Raw genomic sequence first — 26,603 nt, forward strand, 5'->3', positions numbered from 1 at the left:
ACTAAACAACACACATCCTTGGCCGATAAGCATAACAATACTTCGCACACTGACAAGGAGTCATTATGCTATCGAAAATTCTCCATCACACATCAGTCGCTCAATCCAATTCAATGGCGCTAAGCCATGAAAGTACATCTCATAAAGTCGCCTCCTATCGCGCAAATGATGCGTCGGATGAGCAGCCGTCAAAAGTTGCCGATAAACTTCAAGAACACCAAAAGCAGCAAGAACAAGAAAAGCCACCAATGATTACCAAAGAACTGGATCAGGAAGCCGAAGGCTATAAAGAGCGTAATCCTAATTTCAAAAGCCAGTATGAAGACTTAGAAAAAGTGGTCACTTTGATCCAAGACCAGATCCGTGAATTGCAAAAAGAAATTAATGCGCTCAAAAAAGCCCCTATCCAAAAAACACTGGTGCTGCATACTGAGCAGTTGCAAGACGTGCCTGACTTACCTGATCAACAACAATCTACACATTTAGGTGGCAAGTTCTACAAAAACACTCAGGTGGAAGAGCAAGTGGAGATTTTGGAACAACAGCTTAGGGAGTTGCAATCCCAAGAGGCTGAAATCCGTACGAAAATGATTGACATGATTTTAGAAGAGCGCAAAGAAAAAGACAAAAACAACTGGGGCAGACAGTGAAGCTGTTTTTCACTGTCTCCTCCAAACTTAAATACCGCCTTTATTTCCAGAGCCACTGCAACTGCGCGCATTTCCTTTTTGATGAGCTCGCTTTATTTCTGAGGGCGTAAGTACACGGTGATAAAATTGTATTTCGCCAATCGCGCCTTTAAATAAACCTGTTTTAAATGACGAGCGGCTACCAATTCGCAGTGGCATTTCATTGCTTAAGGAGCCCTGTCGACCAGTAGGATCGAAGGCACTGTTAAACTGCCCATTGAGATAGAACCGGATCCCTTTACTGCGATCTCTGTCAATACTTACCGCGACGTGATGCCATTGGTCATCCGCAACAAAAGCTTTAGAGTCGTAAAATGTGCACGAGGAATCGGGCTCCTGACAATACCAGCTGCCATCACCATCCGCCAACTGCAGTGCTAAATAACCGTCATCGATATAAAAAACATAGCCTTGTACATCCGACACTTGGTCTTCAAACCGTTTATCGACAATAATATGTTGACCGAGCGACGCCGTCTTTACCCACGTCGACAATGAAAAATCACCTTTGTGTACATCTAAATTATCGTCAAACACTTCTACATAATCATCAAAGCCGTCTAAGCAAAATGCTAAATTTTCTTTTTTGTTGGCAAGACTTATCTCTTCCCCCTGAAAAACGGAAAGCTGAGACTGCTCGCTTTTTAATACTTTGCTCTGTGTTGTGGGCCAAAGAAACCACAAAATTAGCGCTACCAATAGTAATGCTGCGCCAATCAATAATGGCTGCCAATTGATGTCACTTTTGATGTAATCTAATTTGACAGGCTGTGCCAACAAGTAACCTTTACCGCGAATGTTTTTGATTTGCTCTTGATCATCTAACGCCTGAAATGCCTTGCGCAAAATACTGATGCGCTGTTTTACATTTTCATTGCCTGTTATTACCCCTTGCCAAACAATATCATGTAACTGTTCAGCGGTCAGAGGTGTGTTTTGATGCTCAACTAATGCTAGGAGTAAGGTAAATGACAGCTCAGACAGTGGCTGCTGTTCACCATCTTTAATTAAACTTTTAGTGTTTAAATCTGCATAAACAGTTCCAAACCATAAGCCTTTACAATTGTCTAAACTCAAACCCTTTTCTTCCATAAAAAATTTATCCATATATATCAAAGGGTAACAATTCCCCATTTCCGGTAAAAATGATTTTACTCTTTATTTACCCTGTTTTTCTAGTGTTTTTTACGTTCCGTGAACACCATACAATCAATTTCTTATCCACTTTGAAACAACAATACATTCAAGCATTTGATAATGGAGTGTCCAATGACGAATTCTTTTAGAGCACACAAACCTGCGATGGTTATCATTAATTTACTCACAATAACCACTGCTTTTGCAACAGAAACAAATCAAAATAAAAACTTTAAAGACCCAATAAATTTACAATGCGATCACTACATTAGCACGACACAACACCTAATAGATGGAAATAAAATGACCATTAGAGCGGGTGACACGCTGTGCTTAGAAGCCGGTGTTCGCGGTCCTTTAAGGCTCAGAAATGTGCAAGGAAGTGCTCATGCCCCCGTTACACTGCGTAACCAAAATGGCGTGGTAACCTTTTCTCCATATGAATACAGCATTGCTGTAGAAAACAGCCGTTGGCTTAGGATTACCTCAATGCCAGTTGACGAAGAGTCACTGTATGGCCTGAGGTTAGGTGGAACTTTGGGTATTGGCTCCTTGAGCGAGCAAATTGAGGTGGATCACATTGAAATCTACCGTGCAAGATTTGCAGGCATGTTAGTTAAAACAGATCCCACATGCGACCCAAGTACATGGGCTGAAAACTTCACCATGACAGGGCTGCGTATCCACAATAATTATATCCACGACACTGAAAGTGGCGAAGGCATGTATATTGGTTACACAGGCTATTCGCGCAACCTCATGTGTGATAACGCGCTCACCACGGTTTATCCACATAAGATTGAAGATATACATATTTACGATAATCGTCTGGAACACATCGCTGCAGATGGCATACAAGTAAATTCAATCAAGCAAAATGCCCATATTGCACGCAATACGATATATCGCACTGGTGTGAGCCCATTCGATCCCCATTGGCAAAATACCGGAATTCAAATTGGCGGTGATAACGTCGAAGTAAAGGATAACCTAATATATCGCAGCGGCGGTAATGGCATGATGATAGAAGGGGATGATATTAACGTACGCAATAATCATATTATCTACCCGGGTGAAAATGGCATATTTGCGCGTAATCGTGCGCAACATGATTCAAATGTTTCCGGTGGTGCACCGCACTCTTACAAGAGTAACCTGATTGTGCACCCACAAAGCTACGCGATTAAGTTGTATGCGGTTAACACCGCCTCAGCACACAAGCTCATCGAAAACAGCATTGAGAATGATGGTTCACTTGATGCGGCCGGAAGGCCAAAAACCATCAGTTATCTCAATGATCAAGTTTTAAGGCATGAACTTAACAATCACCACTACGTGACGCAGTCTGCCTACGAGACAAGAGCTAAGTAGGCGTCTTATACAGGCTTATTGCCTTATAAAAGTTTTGCTGGGCGTGCATTAGTCATCCTTGCCAACATACCTGACCTTTTGGCACGCCCAGCTTTTTATCACTGACAGACAAGAGCAAAAAAGTTAGTTAACACTTACAATCACTCTATCAACCAGTTCCAAAGCAGAGGTTAACTTACTAACATCAGTGTACACGTTGCCATCTCTCCCAGAGTGATGGCCGTGTCCTACTAACGACATCACTTCCAACACTGTATTTTGCTGAGTGTCAAAATCGATAATCGCCTCGTAAATTACGGAGGGCTGTGCACTATAGCCATCGCCAGAATATATCGGATCATCCACAAATCGGTCGCTTGAATAGTATTCGTTAAAATCAAAAGAGTGGTTCACTTCTAACCGGACGCGATGAGGACCTTGCAATGGCGCTTGCAACTGCGTTGTATAGATGAAATTGTCTGTCATTGTGGCGCCACTGAAGCCATCTATAGCCAAGGAATCATTATCCGGTACTAGCACACCATTTTCTGCACGCATACTCAATTGGTGCAAAAATACGGGGAGCGACTCGGGGCGCATACGATTGTTTTTGCTTGAAGGATCCTCTTCTCCTTCTAAGACATCCCACGCATTTGGTCCTTCTCCTGTCAGTAAATGTGTATTAAAGATTTGATCAGGATCTTTTTTAGTCACCTTATTAGTAAATTGATTAGTTGCAAGCTTTTCAGTCACATACAGCGGTTGTATAAACTCCCCAGAAAGGCTTTCAACCCACAGTGCATATTGTGGCCACAGAAAATAAGGGCCTTTTTTAAGCTCAATCGTAATCTGTTGGCCGGTATTTTTTGAGTCTTTCACTTCTCTTTGCACATATTTGATTTCAGCATCCCCTTGTGCCTTATCAGCCGCTTTCAAAGTTTGGCCAAATCGGTACACTTCAATTGCCGGCGATAATTGTAAGACCGGCGCTAGCCCGACATAGCTCACCACACATAGTGCTAAGGGCCAAGCTAGAGAAAACCGTCCGGTATGTTTTTCAAAAGGGTTTAGATACTGCTTCAATGGACGAATATTTTTAATTAAATGCCAAACTAAAATCAGCAACATTAATAAACCAACTAACGTATGCATTAGCGCTATGAGGGCATTGTGCTGTTTTGAGAACATAATTACGGATGTCACTAGCATAATCAGCAGTGCACAAAACAGAATCACGCCAATAAATGAACGGGATTGAAAACTCGACATATACAACTCCTATAAATTGAGCTGATGTTGTCTCATTCCTCAATCAGAAAGAGCTAATAAAACTTCCTGAAATTATCTAAAACCATTGAAATTATTACTTATTTTTAAATTCATTGATTTCTTTTATGATATTTCCCAATGCCCGCGCTTGTGCAATACGTCGCGCATTGTCGAGTGATTCTGTGTAAAGCGTCGTTGCATTTCTTTGTTTGGCAAGCTTGGCCAAATTGAGCCATGAAGTTGCCTCTCCCACAGGACAACGTAAAATTTGATGATAAGATCTGGCTTCGTGATACAGGGCTTGAGCGATGTCAAAATGCGCATTTTGCATTGCAATGTGGCCTTTCAAATCGGTGCTGTAAGCTAGATACAGCCAGTCGCGATGATGTTTAGCCAATTCAATTACCTCTTCTACCCGCGATACAGCTAAAGGAAAATCCTTATTTATAGCTGCGTGCAAAGCATGTAGATAGCGGAGTCTTATTAACTCGTGATGGTTATTTAGTGACTTTGCAATTGGTAAGCTTTTTTCTAACAGGCTTTGGGCTTGCCCATATTGTGACTGAGAAAGCAGTAGTTCAATCAACACGCGATGCGCCGTCATATTTTCTGGTGCTTGCACGGTCAAAGCTTTAAGTAAGCTAATCGCTGGCTCATATTCACCTTGCAATTTTAACTCCAGCGCTCGCCCCATCATCTCGTCATAAAAATCAGTGTGATAATCTTGGGAATTAAGCACAACCTCGCTACCAACTAAGCGCTTTAAACGTGCTGATAACTCATCCAACAGCACATGGGGTTCTGTGCCAAATACCACACCCTGCATGGTTTTTCGTGGCCAGTACAATTTATAACTCAGCTGGTAGTCATGAGGGGTTCCCATTAATCGCGATGTAACAATCAGTTGCGCACCAGAAACGGTGAATATTTGTTTTATCTCACGCTCACTAAACATGCCCACTTCAAGCATCTGCTCGCCAACATTAACGCTATGCGAAGGCGCACTAGATAAACTCAACCCTGCACGGTTTATCACTTCAAGTACATAATCCGTTTGCAGTACGCCAAAAGATTCCTCACTGGGCAGTCGTTGGATCAACTGATCCATAAAGCCAAGCCGAACCCAATCATGGTCATTGCCTGCAATTAGGTTTTGAGTGGGTAGGATAACTACTGAGCCTTGAAGTTGCGCCTGTGCCTGAGAAGACCCTGCGGGCGCCCTTGGAGAGTCGCCCATTGCAAAATAAATAACACCGCTTAGCAACAAACCAGAGGCGAGCACCGCAGCCAACTTAGTTTTTATACTGATATTTGATTTAGTTCTCACCGGTGCAACCCACTGATAACCTTGGGTTGGCAGCGTTTTAATCACTTCATGCGGGTGAAATAACTGGCGTATTTCTTTTATTGATTGAAATACAACTTGCTCATCAACAACAACATTTGGCCATACCAGTGATAATAGGCGCTCTTTGCTTAGCGTTTGCTGGTGGTATTCCATTAACACCAGCAGTAACTGGCAAGTTTTGGGTCTAATCTTCAGACGCTCACCAGCTGCATTTTCTACACTGAATGTTCGACCATCAACTCGATACCCTAAGCTGATAAACTGCTTTTGCACACCTGACTCACTTTTACACCGATGTTAGAAACACCTCATAGTAATACGTGTCACTTAACACGTCTAATATCACACTATAATTTTTCTAAGCTAGATGACGGAGTTTAGGCCTGCTCTTGCACTAATAGCTGTGGCTTTAGCTCCGCTAATAGTTCGTTTGCTGCATCAAAATCATAGTCATCAATCAAGTGATTCAATTTATTAAACGAGTCGAAAAATGCCGTCCCTTGATAAATGGGCAAGAGCTCACCGACAAGGTCGATTGCATCAGTATCATAATCCGCAAGCAATGTGGTTAGCTGTGCTAGCTTTTCGCTGATTTCAAATTCAGACAGCTGCGCATGCAAATCGTCTGAAGGGGCGACTTCATCCGTCGCTAGCTCCCCTAGAGCGCGATAAATATCAGCCACCAAAGGCATCAATTGATTTTGCACCTTAACAATAATCCCATCGACAGGTTTTCCTTCAGCACATGCACTTTCTAATTCACCAGCAACTTTCTGGACCTCTGTAGCCCCAATGTTACCTGCCGTACCTTTCAAAGTATGTGCACAGCGCATCGGAGCATCAGGATCGTCGCTCGCTTCTAATTCAGCTTGCTCAAAATGTTCACTAAAGTGCTGATGTTTATCAGCAAAGCGCTTTAGTAAACGTGTAAATAAGGCAACATCCCCTTGCGATATTGATTTTGCCACCACCACGTCAATTCCAGCAATATTTGGATATTCTTCGACGTCATTTGCAGCCTGTGAATTAGGGCTAGAAGATCTGCCGGTATTGCTTACAACTATCCATTTTTGCAACGTCGCAAACATTTTTTCCACGTTGAGCGGTTTACCGATAATATCATTCATACCGCACGCTAACGCAGCTTCTTGATTATCCATCATCACACTGGCTGTCATGGCAATAATTGGTAAAGACGCGTACTGCGTTTGCTCTCTTATTTTTCTCGTCGCTGTATAACCATCCATTACTGGCATTTGGCAATCCATTAGCACACCGTCAAAGCTGCCTGTGGATAGCTTTTCCAACACTTGAGCACCATGCTCAGCGACTTCTACCGATATACCATGACTCGTTAACAGGGCAATAGCCAATTCTTGGTTAAGGTCATTGTCTTCAACTAGCAAGAGGTGTGCACCAGTCAACGAGTCGATGGTCGCATCTTGCTTGTCTGTATGCTGGTGAGCATCTTTCAACAGTCCAAGTGCCCGCTGTAAGCTGTCGTCTACGGTACTCGGTAGAAATGGTTTTTGTAAATAGGTTGCTCGATTGAATACTTGTAAATAAGACTCGACTGACTGCGTTTCATATAGTGGCATGACAATACAGGCGGTGTTATCTCCCCCAGCTCTTAACTGTTTCAATAGCCCCAATTCATTTTCAATCCGCGCGTCGATAAACACCACGTCTTGTTCAGCTGCCAGCTTGGCTATTGAATCAGCCTGTGAAGACATCATGCATTCAGAATCAATATTTAAGCGCCCTAAGCATGACTGCAAATTGCGATTTGAGCTTGAGTTATCATCGATAATGAGCGCACTTCGAATACCGAGTTCAGGATAGGCGTCTGGCGCTTTTAACGCATCGTTTACCAGCAGTGTAAAACTAAAAGTGCTGCCTACACCCGGCGCACTCTGGCAGTGAATATCACCTTGCATGAGCTCTACGAGCTTTTTACTGATCGCCAAGCCAAGCCCGGTGCCGCCATATTTACGCGTCGTAGATGTATCCGCTTGCGAGAACGAACTAAAAAGCTTAGCTTGCTGCTCTGGCGTCATACCAATACCAGAGTCGATGACTGCAAACCTAAGGGTGATGTCGCCATCAAACTGGCTCTCTAACCTGACATCTAACAACACCTCTCCACCAAGCTCTGTGAACTTAACCGCATTACTCCCTAAATTAAGTAAAACTTGAGAAATCCGTAATGGGTCACCAATGAGGTAAGCAGGTATATCCGCATCAATATGCGCACACAACTCCAGCCCTTTTTCTTTGGCTTTGACAGAAATAACGTCCAAACAACTGCCAATTGTTTCTTCTAAACAAAACTCCACATGTTCAATATCCAGTTTGCCGGCTTCGATTTTTGAAAAGTCTAATATATCGTTGATTATCCCCAATAGAGACTCTGCACTACGATGGATTTTCTCAACATAGTTTCGCTGTTTATGATCTAACTCGGTTTCCAGCGCTAAATAGCTCATACCAATGATAGCATTCATCGGGGTGCGGATTTCATGGGACATATTAGAAAGAAAGTCAGACTTAGCTTGTGTGGCACTCTCTGCCCGCTCTTTTGCTTGCTTTAGCGCCGTTTCTAGATCTTTAGCATCAGAAATATCCATGTGAATGCCAAACATTTCTTTTCGTCGACTATCTTGATTGACATTGACACTGCGGCCCATACTGAGTATCCATTTCCATTCGTTGTCAGAAGTTCTCATTCTGAATTCACAGCGATAAGTCTCTGACTGTTTGCTCAGGTGCGCCTGCAATGCATTCTCAACCCGTGCCAAATCATCTGGATGTAAAAGGCTGCGCCATCTGCTAATCGTCTCGCCATATTGCTGTTCAAGCTCGCCTTCTTGATACCCTAACATTGTCGACCAAATGGCATTCGTAACCAGTTTGTCACTTTGGCAGTCCCATTCCCACGTACCCGCATTGGCGCCTTGCATCGCTAACTCTAAACGCTGTTCTGCCTCTTTTAATTCACTGTAAGACAGTGAGTTAGCTAGTGCTACTGCTACATGATTTGCCACAGTACGAAGTACATTCAGGTGAACTTCTTTGTACGCTTTGGGTTTGTTGGACTGCACGGTGAAAACCCCAAGAATTCTCCCTTCAACAATTAAGGGGGCACAAAAAACAGATTTAGTTTGCTCACCATATAGGTTATTACATGCTTTTAAGTTCATTTGCTGCCAACTTTCGTCAGTCGCAGCATAAAACTCTTCACCGTGCGCTACGCAATAAACATCTGCGCTACTCACAACTTTGGTATGACTTTCTAGCGCCTCGTATAACTCTCCTTGCTGCATGGCGTATATATAATCAATATATTGTTTATCTTCATAAAACACACCAACAGCAAAGAACTCACAATGTAGTATGGTACTTAAATGGTTATAAATGGTTTCGCTGATGACATGCATGTCATACGTGGCCGCGACTTCCTTCCCCACTTCACCCAACACTACGATATCGCGAGTTCTGCGGGCAATTTTTCGCTCCAGCTCTAAACTGTTTTCACGTAATTGTCTTACTCGCCACCAAAAAAACAATAACAACAACAACACCGCACACACAGGTAAAGAAATTCTGAACCACAGTGTTTGATACCACGCGGGCACACTGATTATCGATAATTCTATTCCCGTTTGATTCCACACTCCATGGTTGTTGCTGCCCTGTACTTTGAGTTGGTATTCACCTGGTGGTAACTCACGATAATTGACCGTATGAGCTGGTGTAGTTGCACTCCAATTATCATGATACCCAACAAGCCAAGTACGATACCGATTATCACCCGTGGCCTGGTAATCTAAAGCCGCAAAGTGAATAGATAAGTTTTTATCATTGTAATTGAGTTCAACCTGACCACTTTGAATGTCGATCGGTTTACCATCAATAAATGCTTGAGTAAATGCCACTGGCGGAGCACTGGTATTAACCTGTACAGACTTCGGGTTAAAGCCAGTGATACCATCGATGCTGCCAAATAGAATTCTGTCTTCAAACTTAACAAAAGAACGAGCTAAAAAGTGATGGTTAATCAACCCATCATTGGTCGTAAATTGATGAAAAATACCGTATGTCGGGTCAAATTTAAACACCCCACTTGCGCTGGCAAACCATAAAAAGCCTTCTTCATCAGCGACAATCGACTTAACGGCAAAGTTTACTTGAGATGCTGTATTTACGTATTGCTTAAACTCCTTTGTTGCCAATTCAAAGCGAGTTACTCCGCGGTTGGTTGCCAACCAAACATACCCCCCCTGCTGCATAGCATGGGTCACATAATTGCCATTTGGACCAACTTTATCGCCATATGCTGTGTATTGCTCAAACTGACCACTTTCTGGGTTAACGCGAAACACCCCCTCACCGTCAGTTCCAGCCCATACCTGACCTTCACTGTCATGAAAAACAAATTCCAAATCTTGTTGTGCAATATAGCTGCGTTTATCATCTGTACCAACTTGCCAGCGGATCATGCCATCTCGGCCCGACAACACCAGCCACATATGCCCTTCACTGTCAAAACTCACGTGTTCTACAGAGCGGCGCGAATCTGCCAACCAAGTAAGTGGGACCAGCTCTAATTGCTTGTTCAGTTCATCCACTTTATACAATCCAAAGCTAGTCCCCGCATACAATTGGCCTTGCTCGTCTCGCGCCATACTGTGCACACGTAAACGATAATTACCTTGTAAAGTTTGCGCATCTGCGAATGGAATAAACTCTTCATTACCATCAAAGTGAACTAAACCGCGACCAGTTCCTAACCAAACACCACCTTGACTGGCTTTTTCAGCTGTTAATACCTGATTAAACAGCCCTGAAAGCAACTCTTCTTGCAAATAATCTTGCCAAGAAATAAATGCAGCAGGATTTGGAAAGACCTTCTGTACCCCAGAGTAGCGCGTCGCCGCCCACAGTAGTCCACTGTCGTCTATCAATACTTGGCGAACATCTCGATTTTGTAGCAACGTCAATTTACCATTTGGGATCACAGGTACAAATTGAGAGAGTTTAGGAGAAAAGCGATAAATACCAGCAAAAGACGCGAGCAAGATATCGCCGTTAAAGTACATTAATCGAGTCACGCTCGGTAATGTGCCTGACGGTAAATCATACGTTTTATATTCACTAATTTTGGGGTTAAACAAGCCAAAACTCGTTCGAGTAGCAACCCATATTTGTCCAAGTTCATCAACAGAAACTTGTCTAACTTCAGCATGATCTAAAGAATTTGGCGCCACACCAAACCCCTGAAACTTGCCCGAGTTTCGATCTAACCGATATAAACCATTGGAGGTGCCAACCCATATTCCGCCATTCAAGTCTTCACTAATACTCCAAATCCGATTGTTTCCCAAACTGCTCGGATCATCGTCAATGTGCACAAAACGCTCAAAACTTTGACCGTCTTCTTGCAATCGGTTCAAACCGCCGCCATTGGTACCGACCCATAAAGTGCCGTCGCGACTTTCAAAAAGTGATTGTACTTTGTTTGCCCCCAGAGAATGAGGATCATTCGGGTCATGCTTGAAATGAACAAAATGCTGTTTTTCACGCACAAATAAATTGAGCCCACCACCCCAAGTGCCAGCCCATAATTGCCCCTTTTTGTCGAAAAGCAGCGCACCGACGCTATTGGCCGAGAGCGAATTTGGTTCGTCAGGGTCGTGATTAAAGCTAATAAACTCGTAGCCATCGTAGCGTTTAACACCATCGGCACTGCCAAACCACATGAACCCCTGAGGATCTTTGGATACCGCGTAAATTTGTGGGTTTGCCAAGCCGTTATACGCGGAGATACTTTCAACTTTAAGTTGCGCCCAGCTCTGATTGCTGACCATCAATACAAACGTACTTACAATGACGAATAGCAGCCGCAAAGGCTTCATATCTTACTCCTTGATTGAGTTTTAATTCTCACGTTTTGGTTCTCCTAGCAACATCACGCTGCCAATTAGGATAATTTAATATCTAATTTTTAAATCTGTATGCATAATTATTAGACACTTTTGAAGAACATGTGCAAAATAAGAACAGTTAATTTTTGTCTAACTATCACTCAGTTATGAAGTCGCGTGCGCACAGGCAGCTAATTAGCGTTTAATCTTTTTTTAAACGGAATCGACGCGGAGGATCCAATGACCAATAGTGACAGTAGCCAAATCATCACCGTACTCATTGTAGAACCCCATGAGACAATCCGTTCTATGATTGCAAGTACAGCAAAAAAGCTCGGCAATGTGACGGTTATTCAAAGTTCAAATGGTGTAGATGCCCGAGAAAAACTCACTTATCACGATGTACAGCTCATTATCTCTGAATGGCAATTACCAAAGCTTGACGGTATCTCCCTATTACAATGGGTTCGCAGCAACCCGCGTACTGCCCTCATTCCATTTGTCATGACATCCGCAACGATAGATCAAAGCAACGTGATGCAGGCGATCCAAAGCGGCGTATCTGAATACATCGTAAAGCCTTTTTCTAGCCAGATACTCCTATCTCGTTTGCAAAGAGCATTGAGTAAGCCTGTTAGAGCAATCAAGCAAACCCCAGCAGAGCACACCCAACAAGAACATGTTACTCAAGTATTGGTTGTGGATGATGTGGCAGACAACATTAAAGTGATCAGTGATATTTTACGAAAAGATTATAAAGTTAAGGCTGCTTTAAACGGTAAGAAAGCACTGCAAATTTGCGCGATGGAACCGCAACCCGATCTCGTTCTTTTGGATATAATGATGCCAGATATGGACGGTATCGAAGTGTGTAAGCGGTTAAAATCAGACCCTCAAACACAGCATATCACGGTGATTTTTTTATCGGCCCTAGAGCAAACGGAACACATAGTGAAAGGCTTAGAGCTCGGTGCAGTCGACTATATTACTAAGCCAGCCAACCCTTCTATTGTGCGCTCTCGAGTCAAAGCCCATTGCCGCTCAATAGAATCAAACCGCTTAATGCGAAACCAAATCGATACCATGATGGAAAATGCCAAACTGCAAGATCAGTTTGAAAGCATGAGCCAGCATCAAATAATCGCGCCAATACGAGATATTCAAAATGCCAGTGATAAGCTATCGGTACACCTTAATGAACCTGAGAAAGCACAGCAATATTTAGATCATATTCAGCAGCACTGTCAGCAATTACAGTTACATGTCGACAACATGCAAGCACTGCAAAAAATTGAGCGGGATGAATATGCACTATCAATCGCATCTGTTGCCCTCTATGAGTTAACAGAAAAAGTATTGCTCGGTCTAAGCCATATTATTTCTAAAGAGCAGATCCAGATCACAAACAACTTATCACCCAATCTCAAAGTAAAAGGCGACGCTCAATTATTATTTACGGTACTCACGCAACTGATTCAAAATGCACTAGAAGCTTCAACAAAGCAAAAAGCGGTGGCCATAAGTGCGCGCAGCGAAGGGCAGTTACACACATTGCGCATTCAAAACTCAGATCCAATCCCCCCCCCTATTCGTAATCAATTTTTCGAGAAATTTGTCACCCATGGTAAAGGGGATAGATCTGGACTCGGCACCTATACAGCGAAAAAGTTCATTGAAAAGCAACATGGCTTTATTGAATACCGCAGTGATGATGATACAGGTACAGACGTGTTTATCAGTATGCCTCAGGGTTAACAATCGGTTTTTGCATACGTATTCAAAACAAAAAATTTACAATGATGCTACCTTAGCAGATCCATGTGTTTAAAAAACACGCGCTATTTGTTTGCAAGGAACAGCCATGTATATCTTAAAAAGTCACTTGAATACTACCAAACTTGCACCCAGCTATGTTTTAGCTATGTGCATGTCTTTAGGCCTACCAGCCACCAGCTTTGCAACTGACGATGTCATGCTGCAAGGCTTTTTTTGGGATGTCCCCGTCGATGAAAAAAATAACAACGGTATTTGGTGGGACAACCTCGCCAACAAGGCCCCCGCCCTTTCTCAAGCTGGATTTTCCAGTATTTGGATCCCACCGCCCTCTAAAGGCAACTGGGGAATTATCGATATGGGATATGGCATCTATGACCATTATGATTTAGGCAGTTACTTACAAAAAGGCACCGTAGAAACGCGTTTCGGTAGCCAGCAAGAACTGACCAATATGATAACCAAGTTGCAGCAAAATAACATTCAAGTATACGCTGACGTCGTTCTCAACCACATCTATACCAATGAACAAGACAGCGAGCCTAATCCTGCTGTTAAAGCTTATGCTATGCATAAAGCGCATAACCATCTCCATGTGGCATACCCAAGCAATGAAATTAGCTGGCAGTTAAAAGGTGTACAAGGACGAATTTATATAAAGATTCAAGGCTATGGCTCGACCATGCCATGGAATCAAGACATCAACCAACGCGGCTATCAGCTCACAATAACAGATGCGAAAGATGCACAAATATCAAGCCACCTTTATGTAGAACAGGAGCCGAATGATGGTCAATTTGCGACAATCAGACCCGGCAATAATGCTTTTTCAGGTTTAAACACAGCTATCCGAGGCCAAATTATTGATAAGCAAGATATCGATGAGTACTGGTTGGATGTGCCAACCCAGCAGGACCTGTTCATTAAACTTAGTGCCAAGCAAGGCACGCTCAATAGCAGCAATCAGTGGACTGATAGTGCACAAAGTAACGGCTTTTTTCCAGTAGAAGTTTGGCAGCAAATAACCCCAGGCGCTCCAGCCAAAGAAATCACAGCGACTCACCTACAAGCCTATACCAATACTAAAATAACACCTCCTGAGCGCAATCAATATGGCAACTATCCAAGTTCAGACAACGGTTGGCAATACGCCGATTTTCACCCAGTTGATGAGCATGATTGGCTTGGTGACTTAGGCAACGATAATATCATTACCAACACCAAAATGTTTGGTAACGACAGTAATACGTTTTCCCCGCGCGTGCAGCAAAAGCTCATTGACTGGGGAAAGTGGCTTAAAAACGAGCATCACTTTGATGGGTTTCGCCTTGATTTTGTGCGAGGGTTTCAACCTGAATTTGCCGCTAAATGGGTCAATAGCCTGCCAAAAACAGGTGGCAAACAACCCTTTGTGGTCGCCGAGTACTGGGGCGGGGACAGCAGTATCAAAGCGTGGGTAGACACAGTCAATGCACAGGGAGCTGACATTGATGTCTTTGACTTTCCTTTGAAATCAACCCTGACACAAATGAGTAATCAAAATCAAAGCTTTGATATGCGTACACTCAATCAGGCCGGTTTAGTACGTAACCAAACTGGTAATCAATTGCCAGGGACTGCTGTAGTCACCTTTGTTGAAAACCATGACACAGGAAAAGAGCACGATAAATGGCTACATAAGGACTTTAAAATGGCCTATGCCTATATTTTAACCCATGAAGGCAAACCTACTGTTTTTTACTCACACTACTACGGCATTAAGCAACATGATTACCACAATCCTAGTTTTGATGTAGTCGCTCCCGCCTCATTACAGCAAGATATCAACCGCCTCATGTTTGTGCGTAACACCTATACAGATGGTGCACTCAGTGTTTTATCTCAGTCAGGCAACCCATATGGCGCGGTACAGCATGTCTATGTAGCCAGACGCGGCGGTAAAGGAACAAAACAAGGCGCTATTGTGGTGCTCAACAATCACGATACCCAACAGCAAGGGCTATGGGTAACAACTCACAGCATCGGCTTTACCAACTTAGCTGGGCAAACGCTCGTCAATGCATTTGACCCAAGTGAAAAAGTGACTATTTATGAAGATGGGAGAGGCTATTTTAGCGCACCTAGTCGCGGTTATGCGGTATACGTCACAGAGGGAGACTATACTCCTTACTCGCAAAATCAGTAAAGTACCTCATCAATACAGGGCATGCAATGTGCCCTACCTATACCATAGTTTGGCTCAGCTTGGTTTCGATTGCTTGTAAACACACTTTTATGCTCAATGGTATTTGATTGCCAAAAGTATACAGTGCAAAAACAGGATTACTCGCAAGCTGATGCTCTGGAAATACAGGTACGAGCCCGCTTGCTTGCTCCGTCAATTTAAACTCGGGTACAAGCCCAATTCCTACGCCACTCATGATCAAGGCAAAACTCGTATCAAATGAATTCACAATACAGCTGGCATCGGTAGAAAATTGCTTTGTATTTCCCTGTGCGTCAATAAATGTATGCTCTATCGCTCTCCCTTGCCAAAGGTTAGCAATATACTTCGCTTCTTGTGGCTTGCGATCTTTTACTACGCAGGGCCGACCACAGAGTACATCTTTAAATTCACCTATCTTACGCTGCTTTGCATCACTGTCTTTTGAATACCCCACTCGAATCGCTAAGTCGATGTGTTGTTCGAGTAAATCTAGTTGCCTATCATCAGCAATGAGCTCTGGTTCAAGCTCTGGATGCTCAATGCATACAGCAGCAATTGCTGGAGCAACCAGTGTAGACATCAACGCATTTGGCGCAGTTATTCTAACTTTCCCTTTCGCAATTTGAGTAAATTGCTGGGCTTCATGCCAAGCATGTTGTGCAGTCTGATTTAGCACCTTACATTGCTCATAGAACGCTTTTCCTGCGTAAGTAAGACTCTGCCTACGAGTCGTTCGCTTTAATAACGTCACACCTAAATCTTGCTCTAATGACTTTAGATGCTGACTTACCACGGATTTAGACAAGTCTAAGGATTGAGCTGCTGCCGTAATTGAACCACTCTCCACAATGTGTGCAAACAAAGACATATGCCGTAGTTTATTCATTTATTGTCTCTTAAAATTAAACAATGAGTTCTATTTATTCTGTTTTTATACGTTAATAAATTTTCTAAGCTATGACAAATGCAACTGAACGGATAAACAAAATGACTGAATCACAAGCACTCACTCGCTGCAAAGCGGGTATCACAGCATGGCAAAATGCATTCAACAACCAAGATGCTCAAGGCTGTGCAGCTCAGTATTGCCATGACGCTGTCATGCTTGCTCGTCCATTTGGAACCTTCACTGGACGGGATCAAATTGAGCAATTTTGGCAAGATATTATTTCACAAGGATTTAGTAATGTTGATTATACCGAAGTCGAATGGCAGGCATCACCAAATGGTGGCTACCTGTTAACGTCTAAATGGACCATGAATAAGGCTTATGGTGTGGTACATAAAGAGCACTGGATCGTAGAAGAAGATGGACAAGCTCGCCTGATATTTGACGAGTTTGAAGTTCAAGGCGAGAAATAAGCGCATAAGCAAAGGCCGATACGCAATAAATCGGCCTGTCAGCATAATTATTGTGACTTTTCAGATGATTTTATATAAGCATCAGTTCCCCACAAAGGCACTGTTGATAAGCTGTGCTTGAAGCTACCCGATGTTTCTTTTGTACTGTAAGACAGATACATCAAAGTCTGACTTTTGGCGTCATAGATTCGGCGTACTTTCATTGACTTTAGAAAGATGCTTTTAGATTTTTTGAAAACCACTTCACCAGACTTAGACTTATCTATTTGTGCGATCATATGCGCGCTTATCTCACCGGTTTGGCGGCATGAGATAGAACTATCACTCGGATCAGATAAGCTTAAATCAGCTTCAACACTGGCAACATGACAGGTGACACCCGTCACCACAGGGTCTACCATCGAGTCTAGTTTTATATCTTTCAGTGTAAATAACCCTAAAGATACATCTCCCACCTCACTATCAGAGCAGCCAGCCAGCAGCAACGCGAGCGCACACAGTGTTTGTTTCTTCATATCAGTCCCTCTTATGATGTACTGTTTTTCCCAGTTTCATTTAGATTAAAACATAAATTAGTGAACACTACTTTGCATTATTGAATAAAGGTGCAATTCATGATTCCACTTTGTCTGTCAAAGCCATTTGTTATTTGTGCTTTAGCAGGGCAAAATTGGCACTGATTAATCGTTAAGAGCCTAACCATGATTCAGTTTTGTTCCTATGAATTAGTGCCAGCCAGTTTTAATGCCTGGCGTTCAGTATACCTCGATGTCGCAAATGCAGTGATTGCTCAGTTGGCTGATCCACGTTTCGAATTTATCCATTTTGGTTCATCCTCTTTTAAAGTCGCGGGCAAAGGTATCATTGATATTTCAATTCTTTATCAGCAAGGGCAACGAGAACAAGCGGTAGCCTACCTCGAAAGCTTTGGTTTTACATCACAACACAGCGACAACCCATTTCCTGATACTCGTCCACGCAAAGACATAGGGGTTTTATTTAACGGTGAGAAGTTTAATATCCATGCCCATGTCATTGAGCTAAATAGTAAAGAGCACCATAAGCAACTTACATATAAAGTACATATGCTTGCAAACCCACAAGACAGAGCTGCCTACGAAGCGCAAAAAAAAGCGGTATTGGCGGCAGGAAAGCATCATCAAGACGATTATGGCAAAGCTAAATCACCTTTTGTCAAAGACTTACTAAACCGAATTTCAGCGCAGACTTAACCACCCTTAGGTGTACCAGCTGTCATTTAAATTCAATCATAAATGGCAGCCTAAAGCGTTTACAACGAACCCGATTGGGCTTTTTCAAATTGTAATTCACATAGTCTTTGATAGAGAGGTGACTCTTCTAATAATGAGTGATGCGTCCCTGTGGCCACGATTTGTCCTTGATCCATCACTACGATCATATCTGCATGCGTCACGGTGGCTAAACGGTGGGCAATAATCAGAGTTGTTCGCGTGTGCATTAATTCATTTAAAGCAGCTTGAACATGAAACTCACTTTGAGCATCTAGTGCGCTAGTCGCTTCATCCAGTAACAACAATTCAGGGTCTTTTAAAATCGCGCGTGCAATAGCAATACGTTGTTTTTGACCTCCTGATAGCCTCACACCTTGCTCGCCTAGAAAACTGTTATACCCTTCAGGTAACTGTTCGATAAATTCATGAGCATGCGCTCTTTTTGCGGCTTCAATAACTTGCTCATCGGAGGCATTAGGGTTGCCATAACGGATGTTGTGCCAAACGTCAGAGCTAAATAAAACAGGTTGTTGGGGCACCATGCCCATGCTTTGTCTAAGATCAGTTAATGACAGCGCTTTGATATCTTCACCGTTACACTGAATATCACCAACTTGCGGGTCATAAAACCGTTGTAATAATTCAAATAGTGTTGTTTTCCCCGCACCCGAAGGTCCAACTAGTGCCACTATCTGACCTTGCCTAATACGTAAGTTTATCGCTCTAAGGGCTGCGGAATCCGGCCTTGAAGGATAATAAAAGTCCACATTATTGAAAGCAATAACAGTATCTTCGCTCTGATGCATAGCTGCTGGATCTGCGACACTTTGAATCGCACTTTTTATTTTTAACAGTTCTAAGAGGCGGCTCGCCGCACCTGCAGCACGTTGCAACTCACCATAAACTTCAGCAATAGTCGCCACTGACATAGCAACCATAATGGCATAGAAAACAAATGCACCTAGCTCACCACCAGTCATGCGACCTTCTAGTACATCCATGCCACCAACCCATAACATGATACTGATAGCACCAAAATTCAGAAAGATCACCGCTGCGATTAAAAAAGACCGTTGCTTGATACTTTGTTTGGCGACATCAAATGCTTTTTCGACTTCTCCCCCAAAGGCCTGCTTCTCTTTCTCTTCGTGTGTGTAACTTTGTACAACTTTGATGTGCTGAATAATTTCACCCGCATAGGTACTTATATCTGCAATTGCACTTTGATTGTTTTCAGACAATTTACGGACACGTTTACCAAACATCATGATGGGAACCAAAACCAGAGGTACACAAGCCACGACCAGTAGAGTTAATTTCAAATTAGTGACCAGCAGCATTATTAAGCCACCGATTAGCACCAACCCACTTCTCAGTGCCATAGAAAAAGATGAACCGACAATAGACTGCAATAAAGTTGTGTCTGTCGTGAGACGAGACATCAGCTCACCGCTGCGATTGTCTTCAAAATAACTTGGGTGCAAATGCACAATTTGACTAAATACAGCTTTTCTTATGTCGGCACTTACCCGCTCTCCCAACCAACTCATCAAATAAAATCGGCAGAACGTCCCAATAGCAACAAGAGAAATAAGTATGACCAAACCACCAATCGCTTGTGTTAACTGCTCCTCAGAACCTGCAATGAAGCCACTATCGATAACAAACTTGACCCCTTGACCAATAGATAAATTTAGACCGGCTGTCACCACCAACACACACAATGCCAAGGCCGCGACCCACTTGTAGGGTTTTATAAATGAAACGATGGGTAACAAGCTAGTGTAAGCCCGCGTTGATTGGAGGTTTGTGGCACTCATTGTCTACTCCTTAACTTCTAAACGAGTGGGCTGTCGATGGGGCTAGTGGCGTCGACAACAGATTATTGTTGCTCTAAGTTTGCCACAGCTCAACTATTAAAAAAACTGCCATTCAATAAGCTCTGGCAAAACCCCCATTGAAATAAAGCTTAAATTACACTCAGTTTAAATGTAGAATAAGTTATAACCAAAAAGAATATAAACTAGTTAAGCTACACTGAATGTTTAAGCCAACATGAGTAGGAGTGATATAAAATGAAAAGCTGGGTAAAAAAAAGCATTGCCAAGATAGAAGCAGATCAAAACCGTTCTGCAGATACACATTTGTTTAAATTTCAAATACCCCAGTTCAATGATATTTACTTATATCTCAAAGATGAAAGCACTCACCCTACTGGCAGTTTAAAGCATCGACTTGCTCGCTCGCTTTTTTTGTATGCGCTTTGCAATGGTAAAATAAAAGAAGGCACGCCAGTCATTGAAGCATCTTCAGGTAGTACAGCTGTATCAGAAGCCTATTTTGCACAAATGATAGGAGTGCCATTTGTTGCAGTCATGCCGGCATCGACAGCACAAAGCAAAATCGATCAAATTCAATTTTACGGAGGGCAATGTCATTTTGTAGAGTGTGCAACAGATATGCATGACGCCGCAGTGGAACTAGCAGAAAAACTCAATGGTTATTTTATGGACCAATTTATGTATGCTGAGCGAGCCACCGATTGGCGCGGCAATAACAATATTGCTGAGAGCATTTTTAACCAAATGAAGTATGAACCACATCCAGTCCCCGACCTCGTTGTGATGGGAGCTGGCACGGGCGGTACGTCAGCGACACTTGGCCGTTATATTTTATATAAGGGCTACGAAACAGAACTGATGGTTGTTGATCCTGAGTTTTCGGCATTTTACCAAGGTTATACACAAAAAAATGACGCAGTTTGCACTGGAAGATCAAGCCGCATAGAGGGCATTGGCCGCCCAAAAGTTGAGAAGTCGTTTCAGCCTGATGTCATCGATCATATGATGCAAGTGCCAGATGCAGCCAGTATTGCAGCGATGCTCTGGTTAGAAGAGTTTACCGGTCGAAAAGCCGGTCCTTCTACAGGAACAAATCTATGGGGAGCGCTTTGTGCCGCGGAAAAAATGAAAAATGACAACCGAGGCGGCGCAATTGTCACGCTTATCTGCGACAGTGGCAACCGCTACTTGAATACCTACTACAACCCTGAGTGGGTACGAGAACATATTGGTGACATTACACCTTACCAAGCAAAATTAAATGATTGGTTTAGCGCTTAACAAGCCATCAAAATGAAGTCAGAGTCTCGTACGCTTGTACGACTTGCTTATCGGTATAGCGGCCAACATGATTAGCCGCTATACGCTCGATAAAGCGCGCCTTGGTCAACTCTCTAGCCTGCTCATCCCACTGTTTAGATTGCGTGTTTGCCATCGTGTCAAGGTAGCTATCCATAAGTATTTTCAATAACTTAACCTCTAAAAATGTTTGTTCAGATGACTGCTTTTTTGAAAATTGACGTGCATAGCTTTTCAGCATGAGGGGAATGATGTGATGATAAATAGGTTTATTTAAACTCGTCAAACTGTTCAAGCTTAAATAGGATTGAACCTCGCTTTGCTCTTGATTAGTGTAGAAAATCGATCGAGTATGTAGCACATCAAGCAACTTTTCTTTGCTAAACACTAAAGTGTAGACCCCTTCATGCCATTGGTTTTCTGCTCGCACCTCCCAGCGATTGGAGATAAGCAGCTTATCGATATTCACCAACGCAACACTGTTAAACTCCGTGGTCAACGGATCTGTGCGTCTTCGACCCAAATGATAGCGTACAGTGATGAAAGGGTTACCCATCGCATCATGTATTAAAGCTTGCAGCATTGCTGTTTTACTCTGTCCCAGTAATGCGGTGGTAAAATTAAATACATCTGTCTGGTGTTCAGCACAATGCTCATCATGTTTAGAAAAGAAATGTTTGAACCAATTTTTCATTTAGTTTTTCCATACATTGTCAGCAACCTGCCCTTGAATTTTCACTTCACTGCAACGAAACTCCATTGCACCACCTGCACGCTTTTTATCTGCGTAATCGTGCATCAGATTCACTATCGTTGGCGTTAGCTGCACAATCGCATAGATGTTAACCAGCGTCATTAATCCCAGTGACATATCTGCAAGGTTCCAAGCCTCCTTAAGGCTTGCATTCGCTCCCCAAACGACCATACACAAATAAATGAGGGTATATCCTCCCTTCCCCCATTTATTGTCTAAATGAAAGAAGTGTAAGTTACTCTCAGCATACGCATAATTAGCAACCACAGAAGTGAATGCAAACAAAGTGATTGCGGCCGCAATAAAATCATCACCATACTCCCCAAAGTGCACTGACATAGCGTATTGAGTTACGCCTATTCCTGCAATTTCGCCTGAAGGTCCAACCCCAGCCAGTAAAACAACTAAAGCCGTGCAACTGCACAACACTATGGTGTCCAAAAATACACCCAGCATTTGGATATAGCCCTGCGCTACTGGGTGATTAGGTTTTGGGGCTGCCCCTGCTGCGGCATGGGGGACGCTCCCAGCGCCCGCCTCATTTGAATACATGCCTCGCTGTATACCACTCTTAATCGCGGCCCCCAAAGCCCCCGCAGAAGCCTCCGTCAAGCCAAATGCTGACATGACTATATCGATAACCAATGTGGGAATATCAGTGATATTCATTGCCGCAATAATCACCGCCGTGGCAACAAATGCCAACCCCATCCAAGGCACTACCAACTCGGCAAACCGCGCAATACGCTTAAAGCCCCCCAACACAATCACGCCTGCAACAGCCGCAATAACCAAACCACTGATACTCGTTGAGATTGCAAAGGTGTTATTCAACGCTTCGGCAATAGTATTTGCCTGCATAGCGCTAAAACTGGCGCCATAACCCAAAAATAAGCAGAGCGAAAATAGCACCGCCAACCATTTATTATTTAACCCCGAACGAATGTAATAAGCAGGACCACCACGAAACTCCTGATGGCTGTCTCGCACCTTATATAATTGGCCCAAAACACTTTCAGCAAACCCAGTTGCCATGCCAAGCAGTGCAATAACCCACATCCAAAATACCGCGCCACTCCCCCCTAAAGAAATGGCCATGGCCACGCCTGCCAAATTACCGGTCCCGACGCGTGCACTTAAGCCCGTGCACAAGGCTTGAAATGAGCTGATCCCTCGTGGATCGGACTTGCCATCTTGTCTGAGTAACTTGAACATATACGCAAAGTTACGCAATTGGATAAAGCGCAGCTTCACACTAAACCACACGCCAGCAAATAACAAAACGTAAATAAGGAGTTGCCCATTTCCCCATAAAAGGTTGTTCATTGGTCCGACAATATACTCACTCATAATACCTACCTTGATCAGCGCATTGGTTACTGGAGTTGATTAAGTACAACACGATTTTAGTATGCTTGACTTGAAGTAACTGGTTGTTAACATATCAAACAGTGCAAACATTGTACAAATTAACCATTTATCCAATACCACCACACTCACTACACATTGTTGGGGTTTAATGGTGCGTCTAATCAACCTAGTGGATATTTCATGTTAAATCGTATTATTCAGCTATTTCCGCTGTGGGCTTTAATCTTGAGTGCTATCGCATATACAACACCTGAGGGCTTCTCACAGTTTAAACCGACAATTATCCCGTTGCTGAGCCTAATAATGTTAAGTATGGGCTTAACATTGACGCTGCAAGATTTCAGTCGCGTTGCCAAGTCTCTTAAAGCTGTCGTGTTGGGGGTCTCATTGCAATACTTGGTCATGCCGCTCGTTGCAATAGGGATCGTGTATGCTTTACAACTTAACACGACCCTCAGCATTGGTATGATCTTGGTAGGATGTGTTGCAGGCGGGACAGCCAGCAACGTCATGTGCTTTTTAGCTAAAGGGGATGTCGCGCTCTCGATTTCTATGACCGCTATAAGCACCTTACTGGGCGTGGTTTTAACCCCCTTTTTAGTTTCGCTCTATGCGGGGCAACTAGTCGATATTCCAGTGATGGCCATGATGCTCAATCTGATTAAAATTGTACTCGCGCCAGTATTACTTGGGCTCGCAATAAATATGGTTTTTGGGAAGGCAGTCAAAACAATCCAGCCCATCTTACCGCTTATCTCAATGCTCGCTATCATTTTTATCATCGCAGTTATTGTGGCACTGAACAAAACCCAGATCAGTTCACTTGGTCCCATCATTCTGCTTGCGGTCATCCTACACAACAGCATTGGCCTATTGTCTGGCTATTGGGTTGCTCGTTGGTGTGGCTGCCAAGAGCGCATCTGTCGAACCATCGCTTTTGAAGTTGGGTTGCAGAACTCAGGTTTAGCGGTGGCCCTAGCGATGAAGTTTTTTGCCCCTGGGGCAGCATTAGCTGGTACTTTGTTTTCTATTTGGCACAATATCAGCGGCTCTATTTTAGCGAGCATTTGGTGCAGACGCCCACCAGCTGATGACACACCCCATTCACGCGTTCACAATGAGCAATTATCAAATTAGTCGATTTGCAACTTGAGCGTTTCAAGTATTAAAGAGACATGAGTGGAGACCGTAAATCCGAGTGTATTGCGGTCTTTCTTCTGTTTGCAATAAATGCGATATTGGCCGTGCGCTTGAAAATTAAAGATCCCTTCCACACTGCCCGAGAATTGCGTATTGCCGCATTTCGCTTGAATACGATAAACACCGGGCTGCATTTTCATTGTTGAAAACGTTGCGCTGACATAGGGTAACCGCCCGCTTAGTTCTTTACCCTGTTCATTCCAGATATACTCTATTTCAGCCAAATAGTCGTTCGCATAGCGCCGAGGTCCCTGTTCTAAAAGCACTTCTGCTAAACTGTTCTGAGCATGGTTTTCGGGGTTGTACGTAAATGTAGTTGATTGACACCCGCTAATAAAAAAAAGTGCGAAAACAACAGTAAGCACATACTTACGATACATGATAAATCCCTTCTGGTTAGTCAGTGATCCTACAAATTAGTTGAAAGGGTCAAAAGGCTTATTTTATGGCTTGCCGCAAACGCAATTACGCTGCCATAAAATAAGGCTCTTGGCCCTGATGTTTCGCCTTTCTGCGAAAGCTGCCTTTGCCTTTTTTCGCTTTCTCAACTTTACTCTTGAACAATGGGCTGGTCACCAATGCCTTAAGTGCATTGTCTTTTATCTCTCCGCGCTGATGCGCATGGGGTGTTTTTTTACTCATCATGTTTCCATATTTAATTGAGTTAAATGTGCTGCATTATTATTCATACTCACTACTCACTGCGCAAGCAATATCATGTTGAAACCCACATACCGAGATAGAGCTAGTCCCATTTATGAAAGAAATTATGTATATAGGCGTCATTTTTTCAATGGTGCAGGCATTTTGTAACTTTTATGCCTAAAATGCTTTAAGTAAGTTGACTGACTTTAAGCGTAACTATGTCATCAGTCTCAATTCACAACGGTATTTCAATAAACTATCAAGATGAAGGTGACAAAAAGGCCCCTGCAATTATCTTGATCATGGGGCTTGGCGCCCAAATGACCCTATGGCCTGACGAGTTATTTTATGGTTTGGCAGAAGCTGGGTTTAGAGTAATACGTTTCGACAACCGAGATGCGGGGTTATCAACTCAACTAGAGCAGTATGGCAGACCAAGTTTGATAAAATCATGGCTGAGTTCACGCTTACCAATCCGTGCCAATGCACCTTACACATTAGAGGAAATGGCGGAAGATACACTCGCCCTCATGAAGGCACTTAAAGTGAAGCGCGCCCATTTAATTGGCGCCTCTATGGGAGGAATGATAGCGCAACTTATTGCGGCCAAACAGAAAAAAAAGGTACTGAGTTTAACTTCTATTATGTCTACCTCTTCTGCTTTGAAGCTCACACATTCAAATTTAAAGGTATTTGCTCAATTAGCTCGGCTGCGGCCAAGTGCAACCAATCGAGATGCTGCCATCAATTACAATATTCGGCTCAACCAGTTAATTGGCAGCCCTGCATACCCCCAAGATGAACGCACCCTAAAACGCCAAGCAATTGAAACAGTAGATAGAGCCTATAATCCTCATGGCTTTCAAAGGCAGCTCGCGGCCATGGCGGCAAGCGGCGGTCGGCAAAATCTAATGGCAAAGGTTAAGGCACCAACGTTGGTGATCCACGGTGCAGAAGACCCCATAATCCCCAGTCAGGAAGGTGAAAAAACAGCCCAACAAATCCGTAAATCCAAACTCAAAATCGTGCCGGGGATGGGCCACAATTTTCCACCTGAACTCATGCCAAAATTGATTAAATGGATCTCTAAACATGTTCGAAAAAGTGAAGCAAAACGAGCTAAAAAGTTAGCGCAAAAAGCACAAAAGCCCGATTGGGGGAAAGGACCGTTGGCTTAACATG

20 protein-coding genes are annotated in these 26,603 nt (G+C 43.2%); 9 read left to right on the forward strand and 11 right to left on the reverse strand.

Annotated features, from left to right (window positions below; genetic code table 11):
• Positions 1–65: 65 nt before the first annotated feature.
• Positions 66–650, forward strand: a complete 585-nt coding sequence (locus tag N480_RS22795) for a hypothetical protein (protein ID WP_063374724.1) — start codon at positions 66–68, stop codon at positions 648–650.
• 27 nt (positions 651–677) lie between these two features.
• Here N480_RS22795 and N480_RS22800 read toward each other — a convergent pair whose 3' ends face one another.
• Entirely contained in the window at positions 678–1,781 is a 1,104-nt protein-coding gene (locus tag N480_RS22800) for a LamG-like jellyroll fold domain-containing protein (RefSeq protein ID WP_196761542.1), read from the reverse strand.
• A gap of 177 nt (positions 1,782–1,958) precedes the next feature.
• Here N480_RS22800 and N480_RS22805 point away from each other — a divergent pair, with 177 nt between their 5' ends.
• Positions 1,959–3,197, forward strand: a complete 1,239-nt coding sequence (locus tag N480_RS22805) for a right-handed parallel beta-helix repeat-containing protein (protein ID WP_063374726.1) — start codon at positions 1,959–1,961, stop codon at positions 3,195–3,197.
• Between the two features lie 123 nt (positions 3,198–3,320).
• Here the strand turns inward: N480_RS22805 and N480_RS22810 are convergent, their stop codons facing one another.
• The 3 genes from N480_RS22810 to N480_RS22820 form a co-directional block, all read right to left on the reverse strand.
• Positions 3,321–4,445 (reverse strand): hypothetical protein, encoded by a 1,125-nt coding sequence (locus N480_RS22810; RefSeq protein ID WP_063374727.1) that lies wholly within the window; start codon positions 4,443–4,445, stop codon positions 3,321–3,323.
• A 94-nt stretch (positions 4,446–4,539) separates the two neighbouring features.
• A complete protein-coding gene (locus N480_RS22815) occupies positions 4,540–6,066 on the reverse strand; it encodes a winged helix-turn-helix domain-containing protein (protein ID WP_063374728.1) in 1,527 nt (508 codons plus the stop codon).
• A gap of 104 nt (positions 6,067–6,170) precedes the next feature.
• Positions 6,171–11,708 (reverse strand): two-component regulator propeller domain-containing protein, encoded by a 5,538-nt coding sequence (locus N480_RS22820; protein ID WP_063374729.1) that lies wholly within the window; start codon positions 11,706–11,708, stop codon positions 6,171–6,173.
• 249 nt (positions 11,709–11,957) lie between these two features.
• Here N480_RS22820 and N480_RS22825 point away from each other — a divergent pair, with 249 nt between their 5' ends.
• The gene (locus N480_RS22825; RefSeq protein WP_063374730.1) at positions 11,958–13,472 is read left to right on the forward strand and encodes a response regulator; all 1,515 of its coding nucleotides are present in this window, start codon (positions 11,958–11,960) and stop codon (positions 13,470–13,472) included.
• A 106-nt stretch (positions 13,473–13,578) separates the two neighbouring features.
• Positions 13,579–15,675 carry an alpha-amylase family glycosyl hydrolase gene (locus N480_RS22830; RefSeq protein WP_063374731.1) on the forward strand — a complete coding sequence of 699 codons (2,097 nt, stop codon included), beginning with the start codon at positions 13,579–13,581 and terminating at the stop codon, positions 15,673–15,675.
• Positions 15,676–15,712: 37 nt separating this feature from the next.
• Here the strand turns inward: N480_RS22830 and N480_RS22835 are convergent, their stop codons facing one another.
• Complete coding sequence (locus N480_RS22835) at positions 15,713–16,582, reverse strand: LysR family transcriptional regulator (protein ID WP_063374732.1); 870 nt, start codon at positions 16,580–16,582, stop codon at positions 15,713–15,715.
• Between the two features lie 101 nt (positions 16,583–16,683).
• Here N480_RS22835 and N480_RS22840 point away from each other — a divergent pair, with 101 nt between their 5' ends.
• Positions 16,684–17,058, forward strand: a complete 375-nt coding sequence (locus N480_RS22840) for a YybH family protein (RefSeq protein WP_063374733.1) — start codon at positions 16,684–16,686, stop codon at positions 17,056–17,058.
• Between the two features lie 47 nt (positions 17,059–17,105).
• Here N480_RS22840 and N480_RS22845 read toward each other — a convergent pair whose 3' ends face one another.
• Positions 17,106–17,573: a CreA family protein gene (locus N480_RS22845; RefSeq protein WP_063374734.1), complete on the reverse strand. Its 468-nt coding sequence runs from the start codon at positions 17,571–17,573 to the stop codon at positions 17,106–17,108.
• Positions 17,574–17,759: 186 nt separating this feature from the next.
• Here N480_RS22845 and N480_RS22850 point away from each other — a divergent pair, with 186 nt between their 5' ends.
• Positions 17,760–18,290, forward strand: a complete 531-nt coding sequence (locus tag N480_RS22850) for a GrpB family protein (protein ID WP_063374735.1) — start codon at positions 17,760–17,762, stop codon at positions 18,288–18,290.
• A gap of 59 nt (positions 18,291–18,349) precedes the next feature.
• Here the strand turns inward: N480_RS22850 and N480_RS22855 are convergent, their stop codons facing one another.
• The gene (locus N480_RS22855; RefSeq protein WP_063374736.1) at positions 18,350–20,131 is read right to left on the reverse strand and encodes an ABC transporter transmembrane domain-containing protein; all 1,782 of its coding nucleotides are present in this window, start codon (positions 20,129–20,131) and stop codon (positions 18,350–18,352) included.
• Positions 20,132–20,386: 255 nt separating this feature from the next.
• Here N480_RS22855 and N480_RS22860 point away from each other — a divergent pair, with 255 nt between their 5' ends.
• Positions 20,387–21,433 carry a PLP-dependent cysteine synthase family protein gene (locus N480_RS22860; RefSeq protein WP_063374737.1) on the forward strand — a complete coding sequence of 349 codons (1,047 nt, stop codon included), beginning with the start codon at positions 20,387–20,389 and terminating at the stop codon, positions 21,431–21,433.
• A 7-nt stretch (positions 21,434–21,440) separates the two neighbouring features.
• On the opposite strand, the gene N480_RS22865 is transcribed toward N480_RS22860, so the two are convergent.
• The gene (locus tag N480_RS22865; protein WP_063374738.1) at positions 21,441–22,145 is read right to left on the reverse strand and encodes a hypothetical protein; all 705 of its coding nucleotides are present in this window, start codon (positions 22,143–22,145) and stop codon (positions 21,441–21,443) included.
• A complete protein-coding gene (locus N480_RS22870; protein ID WP_063374739.1) occupies positions 22,146–23,555 on the reverse strand; it encodes an alanine/glycine:cation symporter family protein in 1,410 nt (469 codons plus the stop codon).
• A gap of 201 nt (positions 23,556–23,756) precedes the next feature.
• On the opposite strand from N480_RS22870, the gene N480_RS22875 reads away from it, so the two are divergent.
• On the forward strand, positions 23,757–24,713 hold the full coding sequence (locus N480_RS22875) for a bile acid:sodium symporter family protein (protein WP_063374740.1): 957 nt from the start codon (positions 23,757–23,759) through the stop codon (positions 24,711–24,713).
• Here the strand turns inward: N480_RS22875 and N480_RS22880 are convergent.
• Both N480_RS22880 and N480_RS25150 read right to left on the reverse strand, forming a co-directional pair.
• Entirely contained in the window at positions 24,710–25,156 is a 447-nt protein-coding gene (locus tag N480_RS22880; RefSeq protein ID WP_063374741.1) for a hypothetical protein, read from the reverse strand. The genes N480_RS22875 and N480_RS22880 overlap by 4 nt on opposite strands.
• 85 nt (positions 25,157–25,241) lie before the next feature.
• Positions 25,242–25,418, reverse strand: coding sequence for an alternative ribosome-rescue factor A (locus tag N480_RS25150; protein ID WP_081225414.1), 177 nt, complete (start codon positions 25,416–25,418; stop codon positions 25,242–25,244).
• Between the two features lie 221 nt (positions 25,419–25,639).
• On the opposite strand from N480_RS25150, the gene N480_RS22885 reads away from it, so the two are divergent.
• Positions 25,640–26,599, forward strand: coding sequence for an alpha/beta fold hydrolase (locus N480_RS22885; protein WP_063374742.1), 960 nt, complete (start codon positions 25,640–25,642; stop codon positions 26,597–26,599).
• Positions 26,600–26,603 lie beyond the last annotated feature (4 nt).

Source organism: Pseudoalteromonas luteoviolacea S2607 (assembly GCF_001625575.1).
GTDB lineage: Bacteria > Pseudomonadota > Gammaproteobacteria > Enterobacterales > Alteromonadaceae > Pseudoalteromonas > Pseudoalteromonas luteoviolacea_E.

Coding starts and splice junctions, on each gene's coding strand:
- N480_RS22880 (WP_063374741.1), bottom strand. CDS start 25,156: ATGTATCGTAAGTATGTGCTTACTGTTGTTTTCGCACTTTTTTTTATT.
- N480_RS22820 (WP_063374729.1), bottom strand. CDS start 11,708: ATGAAGCCTTTGCGGCTGCTATTCGTCATTGTAAGTACGTTTGTATTG.
- N480_RS22835 (WP_063374732.1), bottom strand. CDS start 16,582: ATGAATAAACTACGGCATATGTCTTTGTTTGCACACATTGTGGAGAGT.
- N480_RS22825 (WP_063374730.1), top strand. CDS start 11,958: ATGACCAATAGTGACAGTAGCCAAATCATCACCGTACTCATTGTAGAA.
- N480_RS22810 (WP_063374727.1), bottom strand. CDS start 4,445: ATGTCGAGTTTTCAATCCCGTTCATTTATTGGCGTGATTCTGTTTTGT.
- N480_RS22875 (WP_063374740.1), top strand. CDS start 23,757: ATGTTAAATCGTATTATTCAGCTATTTCCGCTGTGGGCTTTAATCTTG.
- N480_RS22860 (WP_063374737.1), top strand. CDS start 20,387: ATGAAAAGCTGGGTAAAAAAAAGCATTGCCAAGATAGAAGCAGATCAA.
- N480_RS22845 (WP_063374734.1), bottom strand. CDS start 17,573: ATGAAGAAACAAACACTGTGTGCGCTCGCGTTGCTGCTGGCTGGCTGC.
- N480_RS22865 (WP_063374738.1), bottom strand. CDS start 22,145: ATGAAAAATTGGTTCAAACATTTCTTTTCTAAACATGATGAGCATTGT.
- N480_RS22855 (WP_063374736.1), bottom strand. CDS start 20,131: ATGAGTGCCACAAACCTCCAATCAACGCGGGCTTACACTAGCTTGTTA.
- N480_RS22885 (WP_063374742.1), top strand. CDS start 25,640: ATGTCATCAGTCTCAATTCACAACGGTATTTCAATAAACTATCAAGAT.
- N480_RS22795 (WP_063374724.1), top strand. CDS start 66: ATGCTATCGAAAATTCTCCATCACACATCAGTCGCTCAATCCAATTCA.
- N480_RS25150 (WP_081225414.1), bottom strand. CDS start 25,418: ATGAGTAAAAAAACACCCCATGCGCATCAGCGCGGAGAGATAAAAGAC.
- N480_RS22870 (WP_063374739.1), bottom strand. CDS start 23,555: ATGAGTGAGTATATTGTCGGACCAATGAACAACCTTTTATGGGGAAAT.
- N480_RS22840 (WP_063374733.1), top strand. CDS start 16,684: ATGACTGAATCACAAGCACTCACTCGCTGCAAAGCGGGTATCACAGCA.
- N480_RS22800 (WP_196761542.1), bottom strand. CDS start 1,781: ATGGAAGAAAAGGGTTTGAGTTTAGACAATTGTAAAGGCTTATGGTTT.
- N480_RS22850 (WP_063374735.1), top strand. CDS start 17,760: ATGATTCAGTTTTGTTCCTATGAATTAGTGCCAGCCAGTTTTAATGCC.
- N480_RS22830 (WP_063374731.1), top strand. CDS start 13,579: ATGTATATCTTAAAAAGTCACTTGAATACTACCAAACTTGCACCCAGC.
- N480_RS22805 (WP_063374726.1), top strand. CDS start 1,959: ATGACGAATTCTTTTAGAGCACACAAACCTGCGATGGTTATCATTAAT.